A 23,956-nucleotide genomic window follows, 5' to 3' on the forward strand; every position below is an offset into this window, starting at 1 on the left:
CGGCTTTGGAAACGATCGATCGGCAAAAAAGAGGCTGTGTTTTCGCGACGTCCTAGACGGAGAGGTACTCCTCGACAGCGCCGGAGGATTCGATCTCCTCGGGCGTTCCCTGCTCGACGACCCGCCCCGTTTCGAGGACGTAGCAGTAGTCAGCGACCGCGAGCGCGAGGTTCAGGTTCTGCTCGACGATGAGAACCGAGATCCCGCGGTTGTCACGGATCCGCTTGAGCTGCTCGCCGATCTCGTGGACGATCGAGGGCTGGATCCCCTCTGATGGCTCATCGAGCAACAGGTGGCTCGGATCGGCGTTGAGCGCTCGGGCGATCGCCAGCTGCTGTTTCTGCCCACCGCTCAACGTGCCACCCTTCGCATCGGCCTTCTCTTCGAGTGCAGAGAAGTACTCGTAGATGTACTCTGGCACCTCCCCCTTTAGGAGCAACTGGTCGCCGCTCGCGCTCCCGAGACGGATGTTGTTCTCGACGGAGATTGCGCCGAAGATGTCCCGTGACTGTGGAACGTAGCCGACGCCCCTCGCGGCCATCTCGAACGGCCGCAGCGTCGAGACGTTCTCGCCATCGAGGAAGACGTGACCTCCCTTGAGGTCGTTCAACCCCATAATGCCCCGGAGAAGCGTTGTCTTCCCGACGCCGTTGCGACCGAGAACGGCGGCGATCTGGTCGGTTTCGACCTCGACGTCGACGTCCCAGACGACCGTGCTTTCGCCGTAGCCGATCTGGACGTCCGAGGCCCTAAGCATCGGCGGCCTCCCCGAGGTAGATCTGCTGTACTGTCTCGTCGTTCTCGATCTCATCGATCGTGCCGCTCGCGATGATCTCGCCGCGGTCGAGGACGGTGATGCTTTCGGAGACTTTTCTGATGAAATCCATATCGTGTTCGATGACGACTATCGCGACGTCCTCAGTCGATCTGATCTCCTTGATGAGGTCGACGGTGTCGTTGGTCTCGCCGACGCTGATCCCCGAAGTCGGCTCGTCGAGGAGCAGGAGTTCCGGCTCCGCGCCCACGGCCATCACGATCTCCAGCCACTGTTTCTCGCCGTGCGAGAGCGTTCCGACTATCGTGTCCTGTTTCTCGTGTAGGTTCGCGATCTCTAGCAGTTCCTCGATCCGATCGCGGATGTCGCTGTCGTCGTGCGTCCGCAGCAGCGTCCACGGTGACGACGCTCGCGATCGGAACGCCAACCGCATATTCTCGAGAACGGTCTCGTCCTCGTAGACGCTCGTGATCTGGTACTTGCGGATGATTCCCCGTTGGGCGCGCTCGTGCGGGGGGACGTCCGTGACGTCCTCGCCGTCGAACGTGATCGTGCCCGCGGTCGCCGAGAGCTTCCCGGTCAGGAGGTTCTGGAAGGTCGTCTTCCCGGCCCCGTTGGGACCGATCAGCGCCTTCGTCTCGTTCGGCTGGACCGTGAAATCAACGTCATTGACCGCAGTGAACTCACCGAAGCGCTTGGTGAGTCCTTCGGCCTGCAACAGCGGATCGGCGCTAGTCATCGAGCTCACCTCCGGCACCGAGGTCGCTCCGCTTCGTGGATTGGAGGCTCGTCTGGATCCCCTCGACGGTATCGGAGAGGAGGCCGACAATTCCCCGCGGCGCGCCGATCACGACCGCGATGAAAAGCAGCGCGAGGCCCATCTCCCAGTAGTTGATCAGCACGTCGCTCAGCGTGGAGTTGAGGTACTGGATCAACAGCGCGCCGAAGACGGCCCCGATGAGAGTGCCGCGCCCGCCCACCGCGATCCAGATGACCACCTGCGTCGAGAGCACGAAACCGAGGAGGGGCGGGGAGACGAAGCCGTCGACCGTCGCGTACATACTGCCCGCCACGCCGGCCATCGCCCCGCTCAGCGTGAACACGATGAGCCGATACTGCTGGGTGTCGTAGCCGAAGAACTCCGTGCGCTCTTGATTGCCGCGGATCCCGCGCAGGACGCGGCCGAACGCCGAATCGACCAATAACCGCAGGAGGAGGTACGACCCGACGAGGACGCCGAGCGCGAGGTAGTAGCTCATCGTCGCCGTCAGCTCGAAGCCGACGACCTGGATCGACGGGATCCCGTAAATCCCGTTGAACCCGCCGAGGAAGCCGACGAACTCCCCGGCGACGCTCTCGAAGATGATCGAGACGATGAGCGTCGTGATCGCGAAGTACGAGCCTTTCACGTCGGCGCTGAAGAGGAACCAGCCCAAGACGAGCGTGAGAAGCGCCGCCAACGCAGGGGCGATGAGAAACACGACTGCCACGTCCGGGACGGCAGGAACCTCTTTCAACAGCTTCGCAGTGACGTACGCCCCCGCGCCGAAGAACGCCGCGTGGCCGAGCGTCAACAACCCGGTGTATCCCCACACGAGGTCGATCGAGAGCGCTAGGAGGGCGAACGTGAGGTACGTCGACCACGTGGAGACTCGGTACTCCGAGACGAAAAGCGGGAGCGCGACGAGCGCGAGCAGTCCCGCGAACTTCGCGATCGACGCCGGCGTCTTGAGCTCGACTACCGGATCTGTCTCCGCCATTTCACTCACCTCGCTCGGCCGCGGGAATGAGCCCTTCCGGCCGGTAGCGGATGATAACCAACGCGACCAACAGGACGGCCGCCTGTGCGATCGACGTGTACCCCGAGATAACCGTCCGAAACAGGTTGTCGAGCCCACCAAGCAAGATTCCGCCCGCGATGGTGCCGGTGAACGTCCCGACACCGCCGACGATGACGACGAGGAAAGAGTCGGCGAGCCACGCGATCCCCATCGTCGAGTTGACGCTCAGCAGGGGTGCCATAATCGCGCCTGACAGTCCCGCCAGCGCGGATCCGAACGCGAACGTCGTCCGGTCGGATACGCGGGTGTTGATACCGACGGCCGCGGCCATTTCGCGATCTTGGATCACGGCGAGCGCCATTATCCCGATGTCGGTGTAGGCGAACAGCCCGATCGTGATCGCCATTACCACGACCGTCACCACGATGATAAACGCCCAGTGGGCTGGATAGGTCACGCCAAGCAGCGAGATCGACCCCTCCAACGGGGGCGCGACGCTTTTTTGTGACGTCCCGAAGGCGATCGTCACGGCCTCTTGCAGCACGATCGCGATTCCCCACGTCGCGAGGAGCGTGTCCAGCGGCCGATCGTAGAGCCGCCGGATGAGAGTCACCTCCATCGCGACGCCGACGAGCCCCACGACGAGGGGGGCGATCACGATACCGAGCCACGGGGACAACCCCGCGCTCTGAACGGCGTAGGCCGTGTACGCACCGACCATCATCAGTGCGCCGTGCGCGAGGTTGAGCACCCCCATTAGCCCGAAAATGATCGTCAGCCCGGAGGCGACGAGGATGAGCCCCGAGATCGACGTGAGCGATATCAGTACCCGATCGGCTAACTGAAGCGGGACGACCGTTGCGAATGTTGAGATCATAACATACCGATTGCGTTTGTGAATTAGACGTTCAGACAGCCCTCAGCGACGGTGATCCCGGACGGCTCGATCTGCCCGAACTCGTTCAGCACCTCGAAGGTCCCGCTCTCGGCGTCGAACTCGCCGACGCGCGACTGCAGCGTCGCGTGGTGCGTTCCGGGGTCCATCTCGACGGTTCCCTGCGGGGCGTCCAGCGCGATCGGATTCTCCAGCGCGGATTTGACCGCGGAGCCGGACGACGCGCCGGGCGCGTGTTCCACCAGGGCGTCGCGCAGCATCAGCGGCCCCCAGTAGGCCGCCTCCGCAACGAAGTTCGGCGTGGTGTCGGTGCCGTAGGCCTCCTCGTAGCTCGAAATGTACTCGTCGTTAGCGTCGCTTTCGAGGCTCGTGAAGTAGGGCGCAGACGTCAGTACGCCGTCGGCGGCGTCGCCAGCGGCGATCGCCTCCTGTTCGCTCATTATGTTGCCGGCCCAGACCATTTCTTCTATCAGGCCGACCGAACCGGCCTGATTCAGCATCTCGACCATACTCGTCCCGACCGTGGTGAAGTAGACCGCGTCGGCGTCCGAGGACTGGATATCGCTGAGCTTCGACCCCCAGTCGGTGAACCCGAGCGGGACGTAGTCCTCGGCGACGATCTCGCCGCCGTTCTCTTGGACGAAGTCGTCGACGACCGCGTTGGTCGTGTGCGGCCACACGTAGTCCGATCCGATGAGGTAGAAGGAATTCACGTCGTACTCCTCCATCAGCCACGGGAGGTATGGCTGAATCTGCTGCTTCGGAACGGCACCGTTGAAGAAGACCCACTCGAGGCTCTCCTGCGGGATATTGACCTCGCCGCTGAACCCTTCTGCACCCTCGATCTCACGGCAGACACCGCCCTCGTAGAGCGTCGGGTAGAACAGCGGGACCTCGTTTTCGACGTAGATGTCGGTGATGGCGTTCCGCATCGCGCTGGTGTACGCCCCGAAGACGACGCTACACCCGTCGCGGTTGATGAGTTGCCTCGATTTTTCGATTCCTGTTTGCGGCGTCGATGCCGTGTCGGCCTTTACGAGTTCGATCTCGCGGCCGTCGATCCCGCCCGCGTCGTTGATCTGCTGCACCGCCAGTTCCGTGGAGTTCATCATCGGACGACCGATGACCTCCGTGCTCCCGCTCAACGCGTACAGCGCGCCCACCGTCAGCGGTTCGTCGCTCCCGCTGGATTCGCTGCTACCCTCGGTATCCGTACTCCCACCCGAGGAACCGCCGCCAGAACACCCGGCGAGGCCGGTAATCCCCGCCAAACCGGCCATCTTCAGTGCACTGCGACGATTGATTTCACGTCCGCGGTCTTCACTGGAACTTTCGTAGTCCATACCCTCTCGGTGTGAGAGAGATAAGTAAACAAATGTGTATTAGCGCAGTATTTGCAAACAATTGATTAAAATTAGTCAATATTACTGTACATATAGATACCTTATATGGGTTTTGAGTTGAAGTATTTTTAAATTCCTCGCTCGCCACCTCTTGGTAGCCTAGCTGCCGTTGTCGGGACTATCCCACTGAAGCTCTCGATATATGTCCTAAATCACCTCATATATGATCAATTGATGGAACAATATGGTCATAGCTTAAGAAAGAGTTAATCAGCCACTTCAGAATTAGACGCCTGTATCGATGAGACACGGTGATATTTCGTCGTCCGGAGACGCGGTCGGTGTCGCGGTCCATCAGACCTCGGCCCCAAGCCCGGAGTCGAAAGAAGAAGTGCTCGAACAGTGTGAGAACATCGCAAGCAAGATCGAGGGGATCAAGACCGGCGCTCCGGGGGTCGACCTCGTCATCTTCCCGGAGTACTCGACGCAGGGGATCACCTACGACGAGGACCTGATGAACGAGCTCGCGACGGAGGTACCCGGTCCCGAGACCGAAATCTTCTCGCGGGCCTGTGTGGAGAACGACGTCTGGGGCGTCTTCTCGATCACCGGCGAAAAACACGAAGACCACCCGGAGCGCAACCCGTACAACACGCTCCTGTTGATCGACGACGAGGGCGAGATTCGACAGAAGTATCGCAAGGTCATCCCGTGGACGCCGATCGAGGGCTGGACCGCGGGCGATCAGACGTACGTGACCGAGGGACCGAAGGGACTGAAAATCAGTCTCATCATCTGCGACGACGGGAACTACCCCGAAATCTGGCGCGACTGTGCGTACAAGGGGGCCGAGCTGATCGTCCGGTGTCAGGGATATATGTACCCGGCCAACGATCAACAGGAGGTCGTCGCGCGCCACGCCGCGTGGGCGAACAACGCCTACGTGGCCGTCGCGAACCTCGCCGGCAGCGACGAGGTGTACTCGTTCTTCGGCAACTCCAACATCGTCGGCTTCGATGGCCACGTGCTCGGACAGTGCGGTGGCGAAGAGGACGTGTGGCAGTACGCCGAACTCTCCGTTCCGGAGATCCGAGACGCGCGGGCGAATTGGCAGAGTCAGAACCACCTGTACAAGCTCCTCCACCGAGGCTACACGTCGACGGAGGCCGCCGGTCTCGGAGACGGAGAAGCGGCGAATCCCTTCCAGTTCTACGAGGACTGGGTGAGCGACCCCGAAGCGGCGAAAGAACAGATGGAGAGCATCACGCGCTCGACGACCGGGACGCCCGACGCACCGATCGAGGGGCTTTCAGTTCCCGAACCGGAGGATCTCACCGCGGACGACTGATTAGCTGTCCCGTGGCCTACTGTCCCACTAACCCTTCTTCCCGCTGTCAAACCGAGCTTCGATTACTTCGCTAACGTATCGAGCGCCTCGTCCCCGCGACACTCGATAGATCGTCTCTGGCAAATCCTGAACGGGAACTATTTTGACCCAGTCGACGTAGCGTTCGGTATGTCACACGAACTCCTCGAAGAAGCCAGTCAACGACTCCGCGACGCCTCCGAAGCCGCCGACGGCGACGTCCAGCGTCGGATCTACGACCAGTCAGACGCGCTCGCGACGCTCGCGGCGAGCGATCGGACGCCCGACCACGGTCGACTGGCGCGGCACATGAACGTCCTCGCCGAACTGGCCGACGAAACCGACGGAGAAGCCCACAACGCCGTCGTCGACGCCCGCGCGAAGGTCTCGGAGTTCCGCGAGGGCGTCGCGGGCGTCTGACGGACGGCAGCCGCGTGTCATCAGTTATCGACTATCACAGCCGCTGAACCCCCCTATTTCGGGTGGAACTGTGATTCCGCTCACCCATCTCTCGGGCTTTACTCACCCGTCTCTCAGACGGTCGGCGACGACGTCTCTGTACTGCTGGGTACGGCGATCGAACTCGCTTAACAGACGTTCTTCGGCTTGATTCCCATCGATTCCAGCGTCTCGACGTAGTCGTCGTAGGCGGCTTCGACGACCGCGTCGGCGGCGTCTTCGGCGGCGGCCCAGTTGTCGTCGCCCTCACAGGTCGCATCGAGCGCCTCGATCACGCGGTCGCGCTCGGCTTCGAGGTCCGATCGGTACCCGCGGAAGTCGTCGGCGGCCATCGGGTCCGCGTCGCCGACGAAGAAGCCGACCATCTGTCCGGCGTGTTCGAGCGCGACGAGCGAGCGACCGAGCAGGCCGCCGAGCCGGGCTGGCGTCGTCTCGAACGCCGCGAGCGCGTCGTACAGGTTCGGTTTCTCACCGATCTCGGGGTCGTCTGCAACGTCGGCGGCTCGATCGAGGGCGTCGGCCGCGAGGTCCGCGAAGAGATCCGCTTCGCCCCCGTCGCCGGATTCGGTCCACGATTCGAGCACCTCCGCGAGCGCGAGCGCGTCGGTCGCGGCCGCCGCACGGATGCGGTCGCCGTCCATTTCGCCGCCGGTGACGGCGTACATCGCCTTCGAGGAGCCCAGCCGGGAGAACGCCGTCTCGTGTTCGTCCTGCAGATCCGCCGCGAGGTCACTGCCGTTCATACTCCGTATTCGACCGCCCGCCGCTTGTAGGCATCGACAGCGCTCGAGTGTCCGTGTGAGCGCGTATCAGTTGTCCGCTTTCGACACTCCCGAAGTTCTATGTTCGTCGCCTGAGACTTCCGGGTGTGAAGCCCTCCCTCGCCCTCCGAACCGGCGGGCGGTTGCTCTTCGAGCGATCGTCGTCGGTGCTGCCGCTGTATCTACTTGTGACCGGCCTCTACGGTATCGCCCGCGTCCCGCTGCTCGTCGGCGGACTGCTCGCTCTCTGGTATCTGGGGGCGGCGGGTCGCCTCGATCCGTTGGTCGACGTCCTGCGTCAACTGAGTGAGTCCGGTGCGGCGCTCGATGCCGGCGGGACGGACGTCGATCCGGCCACCGTCGAGCAGATCGCACCCGAACTCGGCGAGGCGTTCGCCGGGCTGGTGACGCCGGAGACGATCGCGCTCGTCGCCGGCGGCGGCCTCCTGTCGCTCCTGCTCGCGCTTCTCGCCTCGGCGGTCGGCAGTGCGGTCACCGTCGGCGGACTGTACGGCCTCCTCCGCGGCGACGACGGCGTCCGCGCGGGCGTCGACGGCGCGGGCCGGTATTGGCGCTCGATCCTCGGTGTTCGACTCCTGCTTCTGGCCGCGCTCGCCGCGGTCGCGGTCCCGATCTTCGGGGTGCTGACCGCGATCGGGGGCTACCTCACCGCCGCGTTCGGCTCCGCGTCGGCGGCCGGGGTGGAGCCGGCGTGGGCGACGTTGGGCCTCGGTATCTTGGGAATCCTCTTCGGGCTGTTCGTCGGCGCGCTGCTTCTCGCCGCGGTCTTCGTCCTCTTCGCGTTCGCCGAGCAGGCCGTCGTCGTCGACGACGTCGGCGCGCTCGAAGCGATGCGGCGGAGCGTTCACTTCCCCTTCGAGCGACCCGTCGCGGTCCTCGTTTACGTCGCCGTCGCGTTCGGCGCGCTCTTGGCCTCCGGCGGAATCGGAAGCGCGGCGTCGACACTCGGCGCGACGCGGGTGACGGCTCTCCTCGGAACCGTCCTGTTCTCGCCGCTTCTCGACGGGTTCAAGACGTCGCTGTACGCGGAGACCGAACTGGAACGGGACTCCGACCTCGCCCCCGTCGACGAACGGCTTCGGTCCGCGTTCGTCGGCGGGCTTCGCGCCGCCGGCGGATTCCTCCGCACCAGCCCGCTCGCGAACCTCGCTTCGCTCGGGTTCGTCGCGGCCGGCGGCGTCGTCGGATGGTTCGCGACGGCCTCCATCGGCGTCTCGCTGCCGATCGGCGGCGACGTCGCGAACGTCTTCGGGACGTTCCCGGTGGGCACGTTCGTCAATCTCGCGGTGAACAACTGGCTCGTCGCCGTCGACCTCGCCTACAGCGGCCTCGCGGTCGGTGTCCCGGCCGCGGTCGGGCTGGCGTTCAACGGCCTGATTATCGGTGGCGTCGCGGGCGTCTTCGAGCCGATCGCCGTGCTCGCGCTGGTCGCCCCGCACGGGATCATCGAAATTCCCGCGATCGTCGTGGGCGGCGGACTCGGACTCTGGCTCGGTGGCGTCGCCCTCGGCGCGTTCCGCGGTCGCCGCGACGCCGACGATCTCGCGGCGGCGATCCGGCGGGGCTACCGAGTACTCCTCGGTCTGGTGCCGCTTTTCATACTTGCAGCGTTCATCGAGGCGTTCCTCACGCCGGCGATCGCGAGCGTCGTGCTCGCGGGGTGAACATCGTCTTCATCGGGTGAATATCGTTTTCATCGGGCGAGCGTCGTGCTGACAGAGTGAGCGTCACGCTCGCGGACTGACTCTCGCGAAAAATTCTGTTCGTGTCGTTCGGTCGTCTCGGCGACGACGATCCGACGGTTACTCCGCGTCGCCCGTCTCGATCGGCGCGCCGACGAGGTTGCCCCACTCCGTCCAGGAGCCGTCGTAGTTGACGACCTCGTCGTAGCCGAGCAGCTCGTGGAGCGCGAACCACGCGATCGAGGAGCGCTCGCCGATGCGGCAGTAGGCGACGGTCGTCTCCGAGCCGTCGATGCCCTTGTCGGCGTAGAGATCGCGCAGTTCCTCGGCGGACTTGAACGTCCCGTCGTCGTTGACGGTCGCGGCCCACGAGATGTTCTGCGCGCCGGGGATGTGGCCGCCGCGCTGGGCGGTCTCCTGCAGTCCCGGGGGCGCGAGGATCTCGCCTGAGAACTCCTCGGGCGAGCGGACGTCGACGAGCGGGAGCCCCTCGTCGACGGCGTGGTCGACGTCGTCGCGGTACGCGCGGATCGACTCGAACGGACCGCGGGCGGTGTAGTCGACCGCGGAGAAGCCGGGGACTTCCTGCGTCGTCGGGTAGTCGTTCTCGAGCCAGTAGTCGCGACCGCCGTTCAGCAGGCGGACGTCCTCGTGGCCGTAGTACTTGAACTGCCAGTAGGTGTAGGCGGCGAACCAGTTGGAGTTGTCGCCGTACAGGACCACGGTCGAATCCTCGGAGATACCGTGGCTGCCGAGCAGGTCCTCGAAGTCGTCCTTGTCGAGGATGTCGCGGTTGGTCTGATCCTGCAGTTGACTCTCCCAGTTGAAGCCGATCGCACCGGGGGCGTGACTCTCGTCGTACGCTTCGGTGTCGACGTCGACTTCGACCAGTCGATACGCGGGATCGTCGCTCTGGAATTCGTCGAGGTTCTCCTCCAGCCACTCGGGGGACACGAGCACGTCTTTGGCGTAACCGTCGTCTGTCATTGCACGCTCTCCTATGTTCCCCACCCCTATAATCCTCACAGCTACGGCGTGTACTGCCCGCCCTCCAGCGATGCGGAAAATTATGCCGCATTAAATGGACGTGACAGTACCCGGGCGCGCTACACTGCGATCACGTCGGATATCCCAGATGTAGCGCGCGAAATTACCAGCAATACTTTCTTACTTCTCTGACACCGGACGAATGCGGTTCAATCGGGCACGTTGAAGGGTCGGCCGACAGTACGGGTGCGTATGTACGAGAACGTCGTCGTCTCGGCCGACTGGCTGGCCGAGCGACTCGACGAAGTGCGGCTTATCGACGTCCGCGACGCGTGGGAGTTCGACGGCATCGGACACGTCCCGGGCGCGGTGAACATCCCGTTCGAGCGGTTCCGCAGCGACGCGGGCGACGAGGGGATGCTGCCCGGCGCGGAGACGTGGGAGTCGCTCCTCTCCGCGGCGGGCGTCGGCCCCGACGACGACGTCGTCGCCTACGACGACACCCACGGCGTCTTCGCGGCGCGCTTTCTGATCACGGCGGAGCTGTACGGCCACCCGCCGGACCGGCTTCACCTCCTCGACGGCGACTTCAGCGCGTGGAACCGAGCGCACGAGACGACGAGCGAGGCGTCCGACCCACCGACGGCCGAGTACGCGGTCCGCGACCCCGAGCACTCGCCGCTCGTCGACTACGCAACCGTCACCGACGCGCTCGCGGACGGCGAGACCGTCATCGTCGACACGCGCGACCCCGAGGAGTACGCCGAGGGCCACCTGCCCGGCGCGGTCAATCTCGACTGGCGGGAACTCGTCGACGACGAGACGCGCGGGCTGAAATCCGAATCCGAGCTGGCCGAGACGCTCGCCGACGTCGGTGTCGCGCCCGACAAGCGCGTGATCCTCTACTGCAACACCGCCCGCCGGATCAGCCACACCTACGTCGTCCTGCGCTCGCTCGGGTACGAGAACGTCGGGTTCTACGAGGGAAGCCTGACCGAGTGGACCGAGCGGGGCGGACCGGTCGAGACCGCGTAGGTCGATCTGCGCCATCGATGGGCGAATAGTTTTACCCGGTCGCTCGCGGAGGGACAGGTATGCCGATGCGCCAACTCCGGAACTGCGATTTCTGCGGCGGCGACGCCGCGGGCGTCTACGAGGCGATCCCGGCAGAACTGTCGCCGACTGAGGCCGAACAGCGTCGGGTCGTCCTCTGTGAGAACTGTCTCGGAACGCTCGAAACCGTCGTCGATCCGCTGCTCTCGCGGCTCGGCGTCGACCGCGACGCGGATTCCGCGGAGGCTGCGGAACCGACGGCGGACGCCGTTCCGTCGGCCGACACCGCGTCTTCGGATGCGGAGTCCCCGACCGAAGCGACGCCATCGCCCGAGGAAGCGGCGTCGACCGGCGACACCTCTCCGGCCGACGCCGCGGAGTCACGCGCTGCGGAGTCAGCGGGGGAGTCCGACTCCTCGGCGTCCGCTGCGTCGTCGGATAGGACCGTCCCGATGAGCGGATTCAACGCGCCGGAAGGGTACACGGACATCGCCGAGTACGACGGTTTTCAGGAACCCGACGAAGCCGGGGATCCCCCGTCGGAAGCGGGGGACGAAGCGGAGAGCCCCCGCGCTCGCGATTACACCCCGCAGTCGGGCGACTCACCCCGCGAGCAACCGCCCGGTGAGACGGCTTCGAGCCTCGGTGGGGCCAGCGAGGAGCCGGAGGACTTCCGCACCGTGATGCGGCTGCTCGGCAACCGGGAGTTCCCGATCCCGCGGAGCGACGTCGTCGAACTCGCCGGGAGCGCGTACCAACTCGATGACGCCCACGTCGACCGAATTCTCGATCACGCGATCGACCGCGGCGTGCTCGCCGACGAGGACGGAACCCTCAGAAAGGCGTAAATGCGAACCGGGGAACCGCGCTACAGCGTCCCCTTCGTGCTCGGCGTGTCGCCCCGCCGCGGATCGACGCGTGTGGCGTCGTCGAGGCTCCGAGCGAGCGCTTTGAACAGCGCCTCGACCTCGTGGTGGGCGTTGACGCCCTCGACCTCCGCGTGCAGCGTCAACCCGGCGTTCATCGCGAGCGAGTACGCGAAGTGTCTGGCCATATCGCTCGTGAAGTCGCCGACCTGCTCTTGGGAGAACGCTCCCGCAAACTCGAAGTGCGGCCGTCCGCTGACGTCGACGACGACGCCCGCGACCGCCTCGTCGAGCGGGACCTTCCGGTCGGCGTAGCGGACGATGCCGCGCTTGTCGCCCAGCGCCTCGGTGAACGCCTCGCCCAGCACGATCGCGACGTCCTCGACGGTGTGGTGGTCGTCGATCTCCAGATCCCCGTCGCACTTCACGGTCAGATCGAACAGCCCGTGCTTGGCGAACGCGTCGAGCATGTGGTCGAAGAAGCCGATCCCGGTCTCGGCGACGCTGTCGCCGTCGCCGTCGATCGAGAGCGTCACGTCGATGGTCGTCTCTGCGGTCTCGCGGGAGACGGCGGCGGTTCGGTCGTCCCCGTCCGCGGCTCGGTCGCCCCCGTCGGTCCGCGCGTCCTCGTCGCTGTGGTCGGTCATACCGGCGAATCGACGCCCGCGCCTATGATCGTTGTGCCTCTATACTCGTCTGCGGTGGTCTGTGTTGGGACCGGTGCGGTGCGATGACCTCGAAAGCCCCCGCCGTCGCGGGTCGGGGGACTCGCTGCGCTCCTCGTCGCTCCCGCTGGTCGCTCCTGCGGTGCTTGCGTCGCCCGCCTTCCCCGCGACGGCGGCCCCTTTCAACCCCGCCCGTGCCGGTTGTGCCGTCGCCATCGTCCACCCCTCCTCTGTCGTCATTTCTCACGGGGAACCCCAGTCCACGAGCGAAAGTGGTACGTCGCGGGCGCGTGATTTCAGGATATGCGCATCGCCGTCCCCAACAAGGGCCGCCTGCACGAGCCGAGCATCGACCTCCTCGAACGGGCCGGGCTCCACATCGAGAGCGCTGCGGACCGGAAACTGTACGCCGACACCGTCGACCCCGACGTGAGCGTCCTGTTCGCTCGCGCGGCCGACATCCCCGAGTACGTCTGGGACGGAGCGGCCGCGGTCGGCATCACCGGCCGCGATCAGGTCGTCGAGTCCGGCCGGGACCTCGTCGAACTCGTCGATCTGGAGTTCGGCCGCTGCCGACTCGTCCTCGCCGCACCGGAGGACGGCGACATCTCCGATCCGGCGGACGTCGCGGGCGGGAGCGTCGCGACCGAGTTCCCGCGGATCACCCGCGAGTACCTCGAACGCGAGGGAATCGATGCCGAAGTCGTCGAGGTAACGGGCGCGACCGAGTTGACGCCGCACGTCGAGATGGCCGACGCCATCGTCGACATCACCTCGACGGGGACGACGCTGCGGATGAACCGCCTCGCGATCGTCGACGAGGTGCTGGAATCGTCCGTCCGGCTGTACGCCCACCCCGACTACGCCGATGATCCGAAGGTCGAACAGCTCGTGACGGCCTTTCAGTCCGTCCTCGCGGCCGAGAACAAGCGCTACGTGATGATGAACGTCCCGCGGGAGAAACTCGGCGACGTCCGCGAGGTCATCCCCGGCCTCGGCGGCCCGACGGTGATGGACGTCGCCGGCGACGACCACGTCGCGGTGCACGTCGTCGTCGACGAGCGCGACGTCTTCGAGGTCGTCAACGACCTGAAGGCCGTCGGCGCGTCCGGTATTCTGGTCACCGAGATCGAACGGCTCGTGGAGTAGCGCCCGACTCCGGCATCGCTCCTACGCTGGAGCGCTCGTCAACAGCGCCCAGATCCCGAAGAGGACCGTCCCGAGGAGGACGCTGACGACGAAGTGAATGAGCGTGATGTACGCCGAGAGCTTCCGCGACTCGCCGTAGACGTACGCGATCGCGACACCGTCGAGGACGAGCGCGACCAGCAGACCGCCGAACAGGACCGGGTCGCGCTCGGCGAACGTGGACACGAGGATGCTCACCGCGGCGGGGACCGGGCCGACGAGGAACCCGTTTCGGACGGGGACGTCACCGAGGACGTTGCGTGCGGCGATGTGCGCGGTGACAGAGAGAAAGAGCGCGAAGACGGCGAACGTCCCGGCGATCGCGAGCGGCGTCACGGTCGCGGACTGCAGTGGGACCGACATCAGTGAATCAGAGACGACCCGTCAGCCGTCGAGCAGACCAAGATCGCTCAGTCGGGACACGATGACGTCGACCGCGTCGCGGGCGTCATCAGGCGCTTTCCCGCCGGTGATGACGAGCTTTCCGGAGCCGAAAAGCAGCGCGACGACGGAGGGTTCGTCGAGCCGGTAGACGAGGCCGGGGAACTGCTCGGGCTCGTACTCGATGTTTTCGAGACCGAGGCCGATGGCGATGGCGTTGAGGTTGAGGTTGCGCCCCAAGTCGGCGGAGGTGACGATGTTCTGGACCGTGATCTCGGGGTCGTCGTCGACCGGAATATCGAGTTCGCGGAGCTTATCGAAGACGATATGGAGGCTCTCGTGGACGTCATCGGTCGACTTCGCGCCGGTGCAGACGATCTTGCCCGAGCGGAAGATGAGCGCCGCGGACTTCGGGTTCTGGGTTCGGTAGACGAGGCCGGGGAACTGCTCGGGGTCGTAGTCCGCCCCCTCCAAGTCCATCGCCACGCTCTGGAGATCGAGCTCCTGACCGATCCCGGTGGAGGCGACGACGTTCTCGATGTTGATCGTGTCCTTGGGGTCGCTCATTATAACGACTTAAACGACGTATTTAAGGTTTAAAAAGGTTGGTGGGTGGTCTCGCGGATGTCGATCCGGAGTCGTGCCCCATCTACGTGGGGACACAGTCCGCGCGGAGTCGACACCCTGATTTGCGGCCCCGTCGAGATTCGGGCGTGTACTTCCTCGAACTCGCGGGCGAGGCCGACGACGAGGCGTTCGCCGCCTCCGAAGCCGAGCGAGCGGCCGCCTCGGCGGTCGAACGCGTCGCCCCAGGGCTCGCGACCGCCCGCGGCGTGCGCATCGACCGCGCGCCGACGCTCGCGTACACTCGGTACGTCTCCGAACTCCTCGGACGCGCCGAGGGGACGGTCGCCGATGCCGTCGCGGTCCTCACCGCGGCGTCGATCGAGCGGACGGGCAGCGTCGCGGTCCGCGCTCGCAACGTCCGAGCTACGGCGGACGTGAGCACGTCGGAAGCGGAGCGCGAACTCGGCGGCGTGCTCGTCGATCGCGGGTTCGACGTCGACCTCGACGACCCCGACCACGAACTCCGGGTCTGCTTCGCCGACGAGGTCTGCCTCCTCGGTTGGGCCGTTGCCGAGCGCGACGCGGCCTTCGGCTCCCGCGCGCCGACCGATCGGCCGTTCTTCCAACCCGGGAGTATGGCCCCGATGGACGCCCGCGCGTACGTGAATCTCGCGGCCGGGCGGTCGCTGCCGGAGGCGACCGTCCTCGATCCGATGTGCGGCACGGGCGGGCTGCTCATCGAGGCCGGACTGGTCGGCGCGCGCGCGGTCGGGTCCGACGCGCAGTCGAAGATGGCCCACGGGGCGGCCGAGAACCTCGAACACTACCTTCATCGCTCTCGCTGGGACGTCGTCCGCGGCGACGCGACCGAACTCCCCCTCACCGACGATGCCGTCGACGCGGTCGTCTTCGACGCGCCCTACGGCCGCCAGTCGAAGATCGCCGGCCACGAACTGGCCGATCTCGTCGGCGGCGCGCTCTCGGAAGCCGCGCGGGTCGCGAAGCGGTGCGTCCTCGTCGCCGACCGCTCGTGGGAGGCGGAAGCCAGAGAAACCGGATGGACGGTCGACGCACGCTTCGAGCGCCGCGTCCACCGGTCGCTGGTGCGGCACGTCCACGTGTTGGATCGGAATTGACCGAGGCGTACTACAGTGCGAGTCGGACCCGACGTGCTCTCACTCGAAGCCGCTGATCAGCGTCACGAGCCACTGCGCCGGATCGTCGCGCCGGCGGACCTCGACCCGCTGGATCCACTTGACCCACTGGAAGCCGCGGCGACCGGGCGCGACGAGGCGTATCGGCGCACCGTGACCGTGACTGAGCCGTTCGTCGCCGACGTGAGTCGCGAGGAGGGCGTCCCGGGCCTCTTCGATCGGGAGCGACCATCGGTAGCCCGTCACCGACACGAACCGGACGAACCGCGCCTCGTCGTCGACACCGGCCGCATCCAACAGATCGCCGATCCGAACCCCGCGCCACCGCTGCACCGTGTACCAGCCGCTCGTGCAGTCTAAGAGGGCCTCGTCGCTGCTGTCGAGACTGAGCTCGTCGTATCCGTAGTCGCGCGGCGTCTCCACCTCGCCCGCGACGGTCAGCGCCCATTCGGATCGGTCGACGGGATCGGGGTCGTCGGCGACCCACGAGGTGACCGGAAAGCTCGCGTTGCCCGCGCCCGCTCGCGGCTGTGACCCGGTGAACCGGCGGTCGGCTCCGGGTGTGTCGAGGGCGCGTTTGGCGAGCTCTTGGCTCCGGTAGGCCAGCGCGCCACTGAGCAGCAGCGCCGCGTATTTGATCGTCGTCCGCCGCCGGTGGAAATCGTGTCGCTGCGGGAGGCGAAACCGGCTCGTGAGATGCCACACGACCAGCGGAAGGAGCGCGATTCCGAACCCGACGTGCACGCTCAGGAGCGTCCAGTAAGCGATTCGCACGTCCAGTCCGAACACCCACGCGATCCCCGTCGCGAGCGCGCCGACCGCGGCCGTCAGCGTGAGAATCGAGACGAGCGTCGACGCCTGCCACTCCTCGCGTCGGGTGAGTCGGTATCGAACTCGGGCGAGCTTGAACCCCAAAAGCGCCACGAGCGTCAGACCGAGGATCCGGTGGAGCCAGAACACGGGCCACCCCGACGGCGACCCGAGGGTAAACGAGACGAAGCCGGTGACGATCTGGAGCGCGACGATCGAGAGGATCGACCAGTCGACGAGTCGCGGGGGCGGTCTGACGGCGTCGAGCGCGCGCCACGCGAGGGCTTCCGCCTCGGCTCTCATAGTTGTGAGAAGGGTTCGCACGGAAAGAAGCGTTGCGGCCGCGAGGGGCACCGCTCGTGCGGTGGTCGCGACGCTATCGCTCCTGCGCCGCCACGATCGACTCGCCCGCGCGGAGGCGGTCGCCCTCCTCGACCAGTAGGTCTTCCCGACCGTACGTCGGCGGCAGTAGCACGTCTGCACGCGATCCGAAGTCGATGTGGCCGATCCGCTGGGCGCGGGAGAGTTCCTCACCCCGCTCGACGTACGGATGGATCCGTCTGGCGAATGCGCCGGCAATGAGCGAGAGCTCCGCGGGCCCCTCGTCGGTCGCGACGTCGATGTCGACACGCTCGTTACGCTCGGATTCCTTCGAGAACGCCGGCAGGTGCTTGCCCGGGCGATGGGTGACGCGCTCGACGCGTCCCGCGAACGGCGCGCGGTTCACGTGGACGTCGGTGACGTTCATGAACACCCCCACGCGGAGCTGCTCGCCTTCTTTCCGTATGACGGAGACGCGGCCGTCGGCGGGCGAGACGACGCCGGGTCCGGACGGGCGGCGGTCGGGGTCGCGGAAGAACCACGCGACGAATCCGCCGACCGCGAGCGCGACGACCGAAAGCGGTGGGGCGAGAACCGAGAGCACTGCGGCGGCCGCGAACGTCGGAATCGCGAACCGTCGAACGCCGGGCGCGAAGCGCATCTCAGGCGAGGGCCTCCCCGTCGAGTTCGGACTGGCCGCCCGCCCACGCGGCGAGGAGGTGCGTGAGGTGGAGTCGACCGTCGCTGCCCTCCGCGAGGTCGAGGTCGGCGCTCCCGGCGAGTCGGTGGAGGCGGATCAGGTTCGCGTCGCCGAACTCCTCGGGGTACGTGTCGGCGACGTGCAGCAGTTCGGTGAGCAGTTCTTGGCCGCCGAACCCCTCGTCGTCGAGCAGCGTCGTCAGTCGCTTTCTGGCCTCGCGGATCTCGCCGGCTGCGGCGTCGTCGAGCACGGACTTCAGTTCGTCGTCGTGACCTGCCTCCGAGAGCGCCGTCCCCGCGGATTCGACGGTGATCTCGCCGTCGCCCTCGACAGCGGCGTGCTGGGCCGCAAGTATCGCGTATCTGAGGTCGCCGTCGGCCTTCGAGGCGACGAGGTTCAGCGCCATCGGCTCTGCGTCGACGCCCTCACTGTCGGCGATGTCGGCGAGCACCGTCTCGATCTCGTCGGTCGTCGGCGCGCGCACCGGCACCGGGAAGCACCGCGAGCGGATCGGCGGGATGAGCTTCGAGGGCTGTCGCGTCGTGATCACGAACTGCGTGTTGCGGTGGTACTGTTCCATCACCCGGCGAAGCGCCTGCTGGAAGTCCTCGCGGATCGTCTCGGCGTTGTCGAGGAGCACAGTCTTGTACGTCCCCGAGGCGGGCTGATAGGAGGACAGCTCCTGCATCACGTGCGAGATCATATCCCGCTTGGACCACTCGCGTTTGTACTTGTTCCCCTTGCCGCCGCGGCGGTACTGCTTCGAGAACTCGGTCTGTCCTTGGAGGAAGCGCGAAAAGCGCGGGTCTTCGCGGATCTCTTTCTTACTTCGGTCGAAGAAGTCCGCGACGTTGATCTCGATCAGGTCCGAGTCGGGGTCATCGTGCGCCTCCCGGGCTAGCGCGCGCACGGCGGCCGTCTTACCGACGCCCGCGGGCCCCTGCACGACGAGGTTCATCGGTTCGTCGACGGTCCGCGAGAGCCGCTCTCGGACCGCCGATTGCGGTAGCTCCGAGAGCGACGGCGCGTGCGTTTCGGTCCACAGGGGCGCGTCCATTGCCGTCGGGTAGTCGGCGGGAGGGTAAGAAACTCTCCCTCTGCGGCGGGGCTGCCGCGGGCACTCGCCGCCGGGGCTACTGCGGGCGCTCTCCTCCCGCGCTCTCGACGTCCGCGTCGCGCTCGCGGGCGACGCCGTCTGATTCTCTTTCCTCGGTGACTCGCTGACGGCTCTGTTCGACCCGCTAGCGCGCGTTCTCCGGCGTGTCGGTTTCGAGGAGCCGCTCCAGCTTCCGCTCGAACTGCTCGTCGGAGAGATCACCGCGCGCGTAGCGCTCGCGGAGGCGGTCGAGCGCGACGTCGACGCCCTCGCGACCCTCGCGTGTTTGGTCCGTCTCGTGTGTCTGGTCTGCCTCGCGCGTCTGACCCGCGTCTCGTTGCTCTCGCCGGTTCGCGTCCGACCGGTCGTCCGCGCCCGGGCGTTCCCCGCGAAGGAGCGACACCAGCGGGACGACCACCGCGTACCCGATGACGAAGATGACCCAGAACTCGACCGCATTGAGGATCGGGACGCCGAACAGCGAGCCCAAGCCCGCGCCGAGCACCAGCAACGCCGTCGCCCCGACGACCGGGTCGTCGGACTCGGAAAACCCCTCGTCCCACCGGCGTCGGTCGTCGCCGTCGCGCTCGCTTCGGACCATACGCCACCGTGCGTCTCGTTCGTACAAAAACCTCCGTGGCGTTCGGGACGCCGATCCGACACGCGTTTACCGCATCGCCTCTCAGGACGAGTATGTCGATGCGCGTGACGTTCCTCGGGACCGGCGGAGCCGTCCCGACGACCCAGCGGGGACCGAGTGCGTTCTTCGTCGAGCGCGAGGGCGACGGCCTGCTCTTCGACTGCGGCGAGGGCACCCAGCGGCAGATGATGCGGTTCGGCACCGGATTCTCGGTCTCGCACCTGTTCGTCACGCACCTCCACGGCGACCACGTCCTCGGGATCCCGGGGCTCGTCCAGACGATGGACTTCAACGACCGCGAGGAGCCGCTTTCGATCTACGGCCCGCCGGGATCGAAGCGACACCTGAAGCGGCTCGTCGAGGCCGGCGGCTACCGACCCGGGTTCCCGTTCACCGTTCGCGAGATCCGTCCGGGGAACGTCGCACTCGACGCCGACGAATACGAGATCCGGACGTTCGAGACGGTCCACCGAAACGTCAGTTCGATCGGCTACGCGCTCGTCGAAGACGACAGACGCGGTCGGTTCGACCGCGAGAAGGCGGAGTCGCTCGGCGTCCCCGTCGGGCCGGCGTTCGGCCGCCTGCACGACGGCGAGCGCGTCGAACTCGACGACGGTACGGTCGTCGAACCCGAGCAGGTCGTCGGCGACCCCCGCCCCGGGCGGCGGTTCGTCTACACCGGCGACACCCGCCCCGTCGACGCGACCGTCGAGGTCGCGGACGACGCGGACCTCCTCGTACACGACGCCACGTTCGCCGACGAGTGGGCCGATCGCGCGCGCCAGACCGGCCATTCGACCGGTCGGGAGGCGGCCGAAATCGCGAACCGGGCGGGCGCAAAGCGGCTCGCGCTGACCCACATCTCCTCGCGGTACGCCGCGGACGCGAGCCCGATCGAGCGCGAGGCGCGCGAGACGTTCGAGGGCGGGGAGGCGTTCGTCCCCGACGACGGCCGGACACTTGAGGTTCCGTACCCCGACGGAGAGTAGGACTCCCGGGTTCTTTCGAGGCCGTCGAACGCGCGCCACGTCGCCCTCGGCGTGGCATATATATCCGCAGCCGACCTACCTCGGGTGTGACCGACCGGACGAGTGCCCTCGATTCCCTCGTTTTCGGCGTGGACATCCAGAGCGGGGACGTTCGGGGCGACGCTCCCTCCTACGCCCTCGTCGCCTTCGACGGCGAGAACGTCGACCGCGACGTCGTCTCTCACCGCAAGCTCCGCCGACTCCTCGACCGCGAGGAACCGGCGATGCTCGCGACCGACAATATGTATGAGCTTGCGGCCGACAAGGACGCGCTCGTTCATTTCCTGCGGGCGCTCCCGGCCGAGACGAAACTCGTGCAGGTGACCGGCGCTGAGCGCCCCGAACCGCTCTCGCGGGTCGCCTCTCGACACGCCGTCCCCTACGGAAAGAAGCCGATGAAGGAGGCCGAGGCGGCGGCCCGGCTCGCGGCGGCGAACGTCGGCTACGAGGTCTCGGCCTTCTCCGACACCACGACGGTCAAAGTCTCTCGGGGACGCTCGACCGGCAAGGGCGGCTGGAGTCAGGACCGTTACACGCGACGCATCCACGGCTCCGTGAAGCGCCGCACTCGCGAGGTGAAACAGCGCCTCGAACAGGCCGATCTGGAATTCGAGGTCGACGTGACCGAGAAGTACGGCGGCTACGCGAACGCCGTCTTCACCGTCGAAGCGCCGCCGACGGACATCCCGGTCTCGACGGGCCGCGCCGGCGACACCCGCGTCGAGATCGAGCGCGAGCGCTACGACGGCATCGAGTTCGAGCCGCTGGTCAAACGTCGCGACCACGTCGTCGTCGGCATCGATCCCGGGACGACGACCGCGGCCGCCGTCGTCGGCCTCGACGGGCGGATCCTCGACGTATACTCGACGCGGACGGCCGACACCGCCGACGTGATCGAGTGGCTGATCGAGCGCGGTCGCCCCGTCGTCGTCGCCGCCGACGTGACGCCGATGCCCGAGACCGTCGAGAAGTTCAGACGGAGCTTCGACGCCGCGGGCTGGACGCCGAACTCTGATCTCCCGATCGACGAGAAGCTCCACCGGACCCGCGAGGCGTCCTACGAGAACGACCACCAGCGCGACGCGCTCGCGGCGGCGCTGTTCGCGCTCGACGATCACGAAGACCAGTTCGAGCGGATCTCGAAGAAGGTCCCACCGGACGTCGAACGCGGCGAGGTCATCGCCCGCGTCGTCGCCGGCGAGGAGTCCGTCGAGGCCGTCCTGCGCGACTTCGAGGAGGACGACGCCGACGACGGGAGCGACGAATCCGAGCACGAGGAGCGAGAGCTCACAGAAGAAGAAAAGGAGATCCGCCGCCTCCGGACGCGCGTCGAGCGACTGGAGTCACACGTTGACGACCTCGAAGCGACGATCGACGAGCGCGAGGAGACGATCTCGGAGTACGAGTCCGAGCTCTCAGACGCCAAGCGCGAGGAGCGCCGCGAGGCCAGAGAGCGCCGCGAGGTCAAGCGACTCGAACGCGACAAAGAGCGGCTCCAGCGTCGCGTCGACGAGTTAGAGACGGATAACGAGGAGCTCGACGACAAGCTCGAACGCCTCAAGCGCCTCTGGAAGCTCGATCACTCGAACTTCGCCGACGTCGACACCGACGGCGATCTCGTCTCCGTCAAGATCGTCGACCAGTTCACCCGCGACGCCATCGAGACCGCCGAGGAGCAGTACGGACTGGCCGCCGGCGACGTCGTCTACCTCCGCGACGCCTCCGGCGCGGGACGCTCAACCGCGGAGTTGCTGGTGGACGTCGACCCCCGCGTCGTCCTCCGTTCGGGCGGTAACCTCTCGGAGGTGGCCGATCAGATCCTCTTCGAGCACGACGTCCCCGTCGCCCCCGCCACAGACGTCACGATTCAGGAGATCGACGAGCTCGCAGTCGCCAGCGAGGCCGATGTCGAGGCGGCGATCGACGACTGGGAGCGCCGCGCCGAGGACCGCCAGAAGGAGCGGAAGGCGTCGATGGTCGATCAGATCATCTCCGAGCACCGCGCGGAGACGCGCGGCGAGAGCCGCTGAAGCGACTTTTCGATTTCCACGTCAGCGCAGCCCCGCGTCCGCACCGGCTTGATACGGTTCATCCGGCTGTCCGAGGAAGTAGTACGCGACGAAACCGACGAACGGGACGAGGAAGGCGAGCACCGTCCAGCCGACCGCGGAGTCGCTGCCGCGGCCGGTCGCGTCGATGTATACCCAGCCGGGGAGCGCGATGTGCGCCACGACGAAGTAGAGCCCGAAGGCCGCGAAGTAGGCGAACGTCCCGATGTCGGTGACGGCGAACCACATCACGACGAGCGGGAGGAATGCCACCGCGACCAACCCGGCGAGGACGACGAACGGCGAGCGGGTCGTAGCCATCAGCGGTGGTTGGAACCGCGCGCGTATGACCCTTTCCAGTGAACGTTTTCGGTGACCGGCGATCGATCGGTTCGGTCGCGGTCAGAACTGGAGTTCGCACGAAAAGCCGCCCTCGACGGAGCGAACGCTGATGCCGTGATCGAGGTGGACAGGGTCGTTTACGCCCGGCTCGACGTCCAGTTGAGAGCGATGGTCGTGCCGGGGTCGACGTGCTCCGTCGGCGTCACCTGAATCACCCGCGCCCACGTGCCGCCCTCGGGGGCGGTGTAGACGTCACCGCCGCAGTAACAGTCGACCTCCAGCGCGGTGTCCTCCTCTTCGTGTCCGTCGTGGGGGTAGCCGGTCCGGTCCCACGAACTCCACTCGAAGGTCTCCTCGTCGTCTTGGCGCGCGAGGAGCGTCACCATCAGCGGCTCGCCGATGGACGTCGTCCCGTAATGGACGTCCTCCCGGTCGGTGTCGACGGTGTCGAGCGCCACCGGCGGATCGGGGAGGAGGTCGACCTCACCGAGGTCTTGGGTGTCGTAGGTCTCCGTCGCCTGAACCTCGGCGTCCTCGGGCGCGTGATACACCTCGGTCGTGAACGGCAGCGAGGAGTCCTCGAGGCGGAAGCCGATCAGCACTTCGTCCGCGGATACCGACGTCTCCTCGACCAGCGTCGCGTGGACCTCCTCGGGGTTCCTGACGAACTGGTCGGCGTCGGATTCGTCGGCCGACGTCCGTTCCTCGGTCGCGTTCGCCGTCGACGTCGGTTCCGCGGTCGGCGTCCCAGTCGAGGCGTCGGTCGTCTCTTCCGTCGACTTCGACGAGCTACAGCCAGCGACCCCGGCGACGAGGACGCTACCGACTGTTTGGAGGGCTCTCCGCCGCGTGTGACCCATCTTCTTGCCCATAGGCGCGTGTGTCGTTGCGGTCACTTAACCACCCACAACCATTCACCCGGAATAAACGGCTTAGAGACCTCCTAAACGCCGCGAAAATGCGTTTGAAATTTTCAATACCGCGTCTCTCTCAGCGATAGTGCGGGGGTTGCGACTGCGTGCTGACC

General features: G+C 66.3%; 26 protein-coding genes. 9 read left to right on the forward strand and 17 right to left on the reverse strand.

The window, feature by feature from the left end; all coding sequences use genetic code 11:
* Nucleotides 1–52: 52 nt before the first annotated feature.
* The 5 genes from U5919_RS09855 to U5919_RS09875 are packed head-to-tail and all read right to left on the reverse strand — an operon-like array spanning nucleotide 53 to nucleotide 4,794.
* Nucleotides 53–757 carry an ABC transporter ATP-binding protein gene (locus tag U5919_RS09855; RefSeq protein ID WP_336024004.1) on the reverse strand — a complete coding sequence of 235 codons (705 nt, stop codon included), beginning with the start codon at nucleotides 755–757 and terminating at the stop codon, nucleotides 53–55.
* Nucleotides 750–1,514 carry an ABC transporter ATP-binding protein gene (locus U5919_RS09860; protein ID WP_336024005.1) on the reverse strand — a complete coding sequence of 255 codons (765 nt, stop codon included), beginning with the start codon at nucleotides 1,512–1,514 and terminating at the stop codon, nucleotides 750–752. Before U5919_RS09860 ends, U5919_RS09855 begins: the two co-directional genes overlap by 8 nt.
* Complete coding sequence (locus tag U5919_RS09865; protein ID WP_336024006.1) at nucleotides 1,507–2,535, reverse strand: branched-chain amino acid ABC transporter permease; 1,029 nt, start codon at nucleotides 2,533–2,535, stop codon at nucleotides 1,507–1,509. Before U5919_RS09865 ends, U5919_RS09860 begins: the two co-directional genes overlap by 8 nt.
* Nucleotide 2,536: 1 nt before the next feature.
* The gene (locus U5919_RS09870) at nucleotides 2,537–3,433 is read right to left on the reverse strand and encodes a branched-chain amino acid ABC transporter permease (RefSeq protein ID WP_336024007.1); all 897 of its coding nucleotides are present in this window, start codon (nucleotides 3,431–3,433) and stop codon (nucleotides 2,537–2,539) included.
* A gap of 23 nt (nucleotides 3,434–3,456) precedes the next feature.
* Nucleotides 3,457–4,794, reverse strand: a complete 1,338-nt coding sequence (locus U5919_RS09875) for a substrate-binding protein (RefSeq protein ID WP_336024009.1) — start codon at nucleotides 4,792–4,794, stop codon at nucleotides 3,457–3,459.
* Between the two features lie 301 nt (nucleotides 4,795–5,095).
* On the opposite strand from U5919_RS09875, the gene U5919_RS09880 reads away from it, so the two are divergent.
* On the forward strand, nucleotides 5,096–6,142 hold the full coding sequence (locus tag U5919_RS09880) for an aliphatic amidase (RefSeq protein WP_336024011.1): 1,047 nt from the start codon (nucleotides 5,096–5,098) through the stop codon (nucleotides 6,140–6,142).
* 168 nt (nucleotides 6,143–6,310) lie between these two features.
* On the forward strand, nucleotides 6,311–6,580 hold the full coding sequence (locus U5919_RS09885; protein WP_336024013.1) for a DUF7553 family protein: 270 nt from the start codon (nucleotides 6,311–6,313) through the stop codon (nucleotides 6,578–6,580).
* A 167-nt stretch (nucleotides 6,581–6,747) separates the two neighbouring features.
* Here U5919_RS09885 and U5919_RS09890 read toward each other — a convergent pair whose 3' ends face one another.
* Nucleotides 6,748–7,362 (reverse strand): transcription antitermination protein, encoded by a 615-nt coding sequence (locus tag U5919_RS09890; protein WP_336024015.1) that lies wholly within the window; start codon nucleotides 7,360–7,362, stop codon nucleotides 6,748–6,750.
* Nucleotides 7,363–7,487: 125 nt separating this feature from the next.
* Between U5919_RS09890 and U5919_RS09895 the strand changes: the two genes are divergently transcribed.
* Nucleotides 7,488–9,065, forward strand: a complete 1,578-nt coding sequence (locus U5919_RS09895; protein WP_336024017.1) for a stage II sporulation protein M — start codon at nucleotides 7,488–7,490, stop codon at nucleotides 9,063–9,065.
* Between the two features lie 138 nt (nucleotides 9,066–9,203).
* Here the strand turns inward: U5919_RS09895 and U5919_RS09900 are convergent, their stop codons facing one another.
* The gene (locus U5919_RS09900; protein WP_336024019.1) at nucleotides 9,204–10,070 is read right to left on the reverse strand and encodes a sulfurtransferase; all 867 of its coding nucleotides are present in this window, start codon (nucleotides 10,068–10,070) and stop codon (nucleotides 9,204–9,206) included.
* Between the two features lie 252 nt (nucleotides 10,071–10,322).
* Here U5919_RS09900 and U5919_RS09905 point away from each other — a divergent pair, with 252 nt between their 5' ends.
* Together U5919_RS09905 and U5919_RS09910 are read left to right on the forward strand one after the other, a co-directional pair.
* A complete protein-coding gene (locus tag U5919_RS09905; protein WP_336024021.1) occupies nucleotides 10,323–11,105 on the forward strand; it encodes a sulfurtransferase in 783 nt (260 codons plus the stop codon).
* A 59-nt stretch (nucleotides 11,106–11,164) separates the two neighbouring features.
* Entirely contained in the window at nucleotides 11,165–11,971 is an 807-nt protein-coding gene (locus U5919_RS09910; protein WP_336024022.1) for a hypothetical protein, read from the forward strand.
* 20 nt (nucleotides 11,972–11,991) lie between these two features.
* Here U5919_RS09910 and hisB read toward each other — a convergent pair whose 3' ends face one another.
* Entirely contained in the window at nucleotides 11,992–12,636 is a 645-nt protein-coding gene (gene hisB, locus U5919_RS09915; protein ID WP_336024024.1) for an imidazoleglycerol-phosphate dehydratase HisB, read from the reverse strand.
* Nucleotides 12,637–12,675: 39 nt separating this feature from the next.
* Nucleotides 12,676–12,894, reverse strand: coding sequence for a hypothetical protein (locus U5919_RS09920; protein ID WP_336024026.1), 219 nt, complete (start codon nucleotides 12,892–12,894; stop codon nucleotides 12,676–12,678).
* A gap of 63 nt (nucleotides 12,895–12,957) precedes the next feature.
* Between U5919_RS09920 and hisG the strand changes: the two genes are divergently transcribed.
* A complete protein-coding gene (hisG, locus tag U5919_RS09925) occupies nucleotides 12,958–13,803 on the forward strand; it encodes an ATP phosphoribosyltransferase (RefSeq protein WP_336024028.1) in 846 nt (281 codons plus the stop codon).
* Nucleotides 13,804–13,824: 21 nt separating this feature from the next.
* Here hisG and U5919_RS09930 read toward each other — a convergent pair whose 3' ends face one another.
* Nucleotides 13,825–14,205, reverse strand: coding sequence for a DUF7473 family protein (locus tag U5919_RS09930; RefSeq protein ID WP_425604215.1), 381 nt, complete (start codon nucleotides 14,203–14,205; stop codon nucleotides 13,825–13,827).
* Nucleotides 14,206–14,226: 21 nt separating this feature from the next.
* The gene (locus U5919_RS09935; RefSeq protein WP_336024030.1) at nucleotides 14,227–14,790 is read right to left on the reverse strand and encodes a TATA-box-binding protein; all 564 of its coding nucleotides are present in this window, start codon (nucleotides 14,788–14,790) and stop codon (nucleotides 14,227–14,229) included.
* Between the two features lie 146 nt (nucleotides 14,791–14,936).
* Between U5919_RS09935 and U5919_RS09940 the strand changes: the two genes are divergently transcribed.
* Nucleotides 14,937–15,926 carry a methyltransferase domain-containing protein gene (locus U5919_RS09940; RefSeq protein WP_336024032.1) on the forward strand — a complete coding sequence of 330 codons (990 nt, stop codon included), beginning with the start codon at nucleotides 14,937–14,939 and terminating at the stop codon, nucleotides 15,924–15,926.
* A 39-nt stretch (nucleotides 15,927–15,965) separates the two neighbouring features.
* Here the strand turns inward: U5919_RS09940 and U5919_RS09945 are convergent, their stop codons facing one another.
* The 4 genes from U5919_RS09945 to U5919_RS09960 all read right to left on the reverse strand — a co-directional run bounded on the left by U5919_RS09945 (nucleotide 15,966) and on the right by U5919_RS09960 (nucleotide 19,472).
* Nucleotides 15,966–17,057 (reverse strand): molybdopterin-dependent oxidoreductase, encoded by a 1,092-nt coding sequence (locus U5919_RS09945; RefSeq protein ID WP_336024034.1) that lies wholly within the window; start codon nucleotides 17,055–17,057, stop codon nucleotides 15,966–15,968.
* Nucleotides 17,058–17,130: 73 nt separating this feature from the next.
* Nucleotides 17,131–17,736 (reverse strand): protein sorting system archaetidylserine decarboxylase, encoded by a 606-nt coding sequence (locus U5919_RS09950; RefSeq protein ID WP_336024036.1) that lies wholly within the window; start codon nucleotides 17,734–17,736, stop codon nucleotides 17,131–17,133.
* 1 nt (nucleotide 17,737) lies between these two features.
* On the reverse strand, nucleotides 17,738–18,832 hold the full coding sequence (locus tag U5919_RS09955; RefSeq protein ID WP_336024038.1) for an AAA family ATPase: 1,095 nt from the start codon (nucleotides 18,830–18,832) through the stop codon (nucleotides 17,738–17,740).
* A 184-nt stretch (nucleotides 18,833–19,016) separates the two neighbouring features.
* Nucleotides 19,017–19,472: an SHOCT domain-containing protein gene (locus U5919_RS09960; protein WP_336024040.1), complete on the reverse strand. Its 456-nt coding sequence runs from the start codon at nucleotides 19,470–19,472 to the stop codon at nucleotides 19,017–19,019.
* Nucleotides 19,473–19,570: 98 nt separating this feature from the next.
* On the opposite strand from U5919_RS09960, the gene rnz reads away from it, so the two are divergent.
* Nucleotides 19,571–20,500, forward strand: coding sequence for a ribonuclease Z (gene rnz, locus U5919_RS09965; RefSeq protein WP_345786354.1), 930 nt, complete (start codon nucleotides 19,571–19,573; stop codon nucleotides 20,498–20,500).
* A gap of 86 nt (nucleotides 20,501–20,586) precedes the next feature.
* The gene (locus U5919_RS09970) at nucleotides 20,587–22,569 is read left to right on the forward strand and encodes a DUF460 domain-containing protein (RefSeq protein ID WP_336024042.1); all 1,983 of its coding nucleotides are present in this window, start codon (nucleotides 20,587–20,589) and stop codon (nucleotides 22,567–22,569) included.
* Nucleotides 22,570–22,590: 21 nt separating this feature from the next.
* Here U5919_RS09970 and U5919_RS09975 read toward each other — a convergent pair whose 3' ends face one another.
* Nucleotides 22,591–22,908 (reverse strand): PLDc N-terminal domain-containing protein, encoded by a 318-nt coding sequence (locus tag U5919_RS09975; protein WP_336024043.1) that lies wholly within the window; start codon nucleotides 22,906–22,908, stop codon nucleotides 22,591–22,593.
* A gap of 158 nt (nucleotides 22,909–23,066) precedes the next feature.
* Entirely contained in the window at nucleotides 23,067–23,825 is a 759-nt protein-coding gene (locus U5919_RS09980) for a hypothetical protein (protein WP_336024044.1), read from the reverse strand.
* Nucleotides 23,826–23,956: the final 131 nt, after the last annotated feature.

The organism is Halobellus sp. LT62 (assembly GCF_037031285.1).
GTDB lineage: Archaea > Halobacteriota > Halobacteria > Halobacteriales > Haloferacaceae > Haloquadratum > Haloquadratum salinisoli.